The organism is Streptomyces sp. NPDC059443 (assembly GCF_042750105.1).
Taxonomy (GTDB): Bacteria; Actinomycetota; Actinomycetes; order Streptomycetales; family Streptomycetaceae; genus Streptomyces.
In genome coordinates this window covers 22231-25871 of the sequence record NZ_JBHYVM010000059.1, presented here as the reverse complement: position 1 = coordinate 25871, position 3641 = coordinate 22231, and the positions used below count along the sequence as shown (strand labels likewise).

4 protein-coding genes are annotated in these 3641 nt (G+C 71.8%); 1 reads left to right on the top strand and 3 read right to left on the bottom strand.

Going from position 1 to position 3641, the window contains the following annotated elements; genetic code table 11:
- Window positions 1-49: 49 nt before the first annotated feature.
- Complete coding sequence (locus ACFXDJ_RS35115; protein WP_384851248.1) at window positions 50-1804, bottom strand: biotin carboxylase N-terminal domain-containing protein; 1755 nt, start codon at window positions 1802-1804, stop codon at window positions 50-52.
- A gap of 438 nt (window positions 1805-2242) precedes the next feature.
- On the opposite strand from ACFXDJ_RS35115, the gene ACFXDJ_RS35110 reads away from it, so the two are divergent.
- Window positions 2243-2740 (top strand): hypothetical protein, encoded by a 498-nt coding sequence (locus ACFXDJ_RS35110; protein WP_384851246.1) that lies wholly within the window; start codon window positions 2243-2245, stop codon window positions 2738-2740.
- Here ACFXDJ_RS35110 and ACFXDJ_RS35105 read toward each other — a convergent pair.
- Window positions 2721-3329: a Maf family protein gene (locus tag ACFXDJ_RS35105; protein WP_384660125.1), complete on the bottom strand. Its 609-nt coding sequence runs from the start codon at window positions 3327-3329 to the stop codon at window positions 2721-2723. The two genes, ACFXDJ_RS35110 and ACFXDJ_RS35105, sit on opposite strands and share 20 nt — an antisense overlap.
- A 46-nt stretch (window positions 3330-3375) precedes the next feature.
- The gene (gene mmpB, locus ACFXDJ_RS35100) at window positions 3376-3507 is read right to left on the bottom strand and encodes a morphogenic membrane protein MmpB (protein ID WP_384660128.1); all 132 of its coding nucleotides are present in this window, start codon (window positions 3505-3507) and stop codon (window positions 3376-3378) included.
- Between the last annotated feature and the right edge of the window lie 134 nt (window positions 3508-3641).

Sequence of the window (3641 nt, the reverse complement as noted above, 5' to 3'; positions counted from 1 at the left end):
GACCCGAAAGGGTCCTGGGGGCCTGCGGCGTTCGTACGGTGCTGCGGGATCAGTCCTTGATTTCGCAGATGGTGGCGCCGGAGGTGAGGGAGGCGCCGACTTCGGCGTTGAGGCCCACGATGGTGCCCGAGCGGTGGGCGTTGAGGGGCTGTTCCATCTTCATCGCCTCAAGGACGACGATCAGGTCGCCCTCGTTGACCTGCTGGCCCTCCTCGACCGCGACCTTCACGATCGTGCCCTGCATGGGCGAGGCCAGCGTGTCGCCGGAGGCGGCCGGGCCGGACTTCTTCGCCGCGCGGCGCTTGGGCTTCGCGCCGCCCGCGGCGGCCGTACGGGCCAGGGTCATGCCCAGCGAGGACGGGAGGGAGACCTCCAGGCGCTTGCCGCCGACCTCGACGACCACGGTCTCGCGGCCCGGCTCGTCCTCGGAGTCCTCCACGGCGGGGACCACGAACGCCGGGATCTCGTTGACGAACTCGGTCTCGATCCAGCGGGTGTGGATCGTGAACGGGTCCGCGGTGAAGGCGGGGTCGGCCACGACCGCGCGGTGGAAGGGGATGGCTGTGGCCATGCCCTCCACCTCGAACTCGGCCAGCGCGCGCGCCGCCCGCTGCAGGGCCTGCTCGCGCGTGGCTCCCGTAACGATCAGCTTGGCCAGCAGCGAGTCCCAGGCCGGTCCGATGACCGAGCCGGACTCCACGCCGGCGTCGAGGCGGACGCCGGGGCCGGTGGGCGGGGCGAACTTGGTGACGGTGCCGGGGGCGGGCAGGAAGCCGCGGCCGGGGTCTTCGCCGTTGATGCGGAACTCGAAGGAGTGGCCGCGCAGGACCGGGTCCCCGTAGCCGAGCTCCTCGCCGTCGGCGATGCGGAACATCTCGCGGACCAGGTCGATGCCGGTGACCTCTTCGGTGACCGGGTGCTCGACCTGCAGGCGGGTGTTGACCTCCAGGAAGGAGATGAGGCCGTCGGCGGAGACGAGGAACTCGACGGTGCCGGCGCCGACGTAGCCGGCTTCCTTCAGGATCGCCTTCGACGCCGCGTACAGCTCGGCGTTCTGGGCCTCGGTGAGGAACGGCGCGGGGGCCTCCTCCACGAGCTTCTGGTGGCGGCGCTGGAGCGAGCAGTCGCGGGTGGAGACGACGACGACGTTGCCGTGGGTGTCGGCCAGGCACTGGGTTTCGACGTGGCGGGGCTTGTCGAGGTACTGCTCGACGAAGCATTCGCCGCGGCCGAAGGCGGCCACAGCCTCGCGGACGGCGGAGTCGTAGAGCTCGGGGATCTCTTCGAGGTTGCGGGCGACCTTCAGGCCGCGACCGCCGCCACCGAAGGCGGCCTTGATCGCGATCGGGAGCCCGTGCTCCTCGGCGAACGCGACGACCTCGTCCGAACCCGAGACCGGGTCGGGGGTGCCGGCCACGAGCGGTGCGCCGGCGCGCAGGGCGATGTGGCGGGCGGCGACCTTGTCGCCGAGGTCGCGGATGGCCTGCGGCGGCGGGCCGATCCAGGTCAGTCCCGCGTCGGTGACGGCCTGCGCGAAGTCGGCGTTCTCGGAGAGGAAGCCGTATCCGGGGTGGATGGCGTCCGCTCCGGAATCGGCTGCGGCCTGCAGGACCTTGGAGATGTCCAGGTAGCTGGCGGCCGGGGTGTCACCGCCCAACGCGAAAGCTTCGTCGGCCGCTCGGACGTGCAGAGCGTCCCGGTCCGGATCGGCGTAGACGGCTACGCTCGCGATCCCGGCATCCCGGCAGGCCCGAGCAACGCGGACTGCGATTTCGCCACGGTTGGCGATGAGCACCTTGCGCACGATGGCTCCCTCCTTGAAACAAGCTGAGTTTAGGGACAGCCCACACGGCCTTTCGACCCTTCCCCGGTGGTGACCTTGCCCACACGCAGTGTGATCTGAGTCGACTCGGAGTCGAAAACCCTTGTGACGCCCCACGTCAGGGGGATCCCCGACTGCACAGTAACCCTGCCGTGTGTCCGGGGTCTCTGTCCGCCGGGTCAGCGGGCCCGGGTGATTCTTTGTCGGATCCCTACGAATGATCCTGCGAATGGCCCGGTGATTCCCCGCGGGAGTGCCGCGTCGGCACCGCCCGGCCCTCCCAAGGTAACGAAGGTGCCCCGGCCCCTTGTCCCAAGGTTTACCCGTTAGTAGCCTCCAGGCGTCGAACAGGCTTGTGCTCGTGGGGGATGGGGGCGGGGCGTCGTGGCCGGTGCGGGTGGGGTGGTGCTGCGGAGATCCGTGGCCGGAGCGACCGCGGTCGTACTCGTCGTGGAAGCGGCGGTGCTCGTCTTCGTCCACATCGTCCTGGGACGGACCGCCCGGAACCAGTCGATGTCCATCGCGGGCATGGATCCGGATGTCATGTCCAAGGCAACGTACGCAATGGGCGCCGGCATGGGCGCCTTCCTGCTGCTCTGCGCCGTCCTCCTCGCCGTCGCGGCGATCCGCGACCGGGCCCCCGGCGCCTTCGCCCGCGTGGTCCTCGTGGCCGCCGCCGTCATCCACGGCCTGCTCGGCGCGCTCGTCGTCGGCCTGGTCGGCTGGGGCGCCTTCGCGGTGATGATGCTGATCCTCTGCCTGCTCGTACTGAGCCTGATGCTCTACGCGGCCAAGGGCGCGGGCGGGGGCGCGGGCGGGGCTGCCGACGGCGGCGGGGCGGCCGACGACGTGCAGGACACGCCGCCGGGTCCGCCGCTGCTCGGGGACTTCGGGGACGTCAAGCCCACAAGTCCGTGATCGACACGCCCAGTTCGGCCAGCAGCGAGCGCAGCAGCGGCATGGAGATTCCGATCACATTGCCGTGATCCCCGTCGATGCCCTCGATGAACGGCGCCGACAGCCCGTCCAGGGTGAACGCCCCGGCCACGTGCAGCGGTTCCCCGCTCGCCACGTACGCCGCCACCTCCGCGTCCGTCGGCTCGCCGAAGCGGACCGTCGTGGACGCCGTGGCCGAGACCTGGCGCCCGGTCGCCGTGTCGATCACGCAGTGCCCGGTGCGCAGCACCCCGGCGCGCCCGCGCATCGACTTCCAGCGGGCGGTGGCCTCCTCGGCGTCCGCCGGCTTGCCCAGCGCCTCGCCGTCGAGCTCCAGCACCGAGTCGCAGCCGATCACCAGGGCGCCGGCCGCCTCCTCCTGGGCCGCCACGACGGCCGCCTTCGCCTCGGCCAGGGCGAGGGCCAGGGCGGCCGGCTCGTCGTGGTTCAGCGTGTCCTCGTCGAACCCGCTGACGATCACGTGCGGGGCGAGCCCGGCCTGCCGCAGCAGGTTCAGCCGGGCGGGCGAGGCGGAGGCGAGGACGAGGGCGTGGCGGGCTTCGGCAGTCATGCCCGTCATCGTAGGGCGGGAGGCGGGGTGACCGGGGTCGCCGGGACTAGAAGCCCACGCCCAGCACGTACACCACCACGAGCATCGCGATGACGACGATCACGGTCATCCGGCGGACCATCGCCTGCGCGTCGCGCATGTCCTTGGGCGGCTCGTTCTTCGGGTCTGACCAGAGCATGCCCCGATCCTGGCCCGGGGACGGCAGTGGGGGGGGGGGGGGGGGGGGGCGGGGCGCGCCGCCGCGGCCGCCGGCGAAGAACGGCAGACGCTCCACGCCACCCACCCCGCCTGCCGGGGCGGCGGACCCCCCCC

Excerpts from the sequence above, each read along its gene's own strand:
- ACFXDJ_RS35105 (WP_384660125.1), bottom strand. The coding sequence starts at position 3,329 with ATGACTGCCGAAGCCCGCCACGCCCTCGTCCTCGCCTCCGCCTCGCCC.
- mmpB (WP_384660128.1), bottom strand. The coding sequence starts at position 3,507 with ATGCTCTGGTCAGACCCGAAGAACGAGCCGCCCAAGGACATGCGCGAC.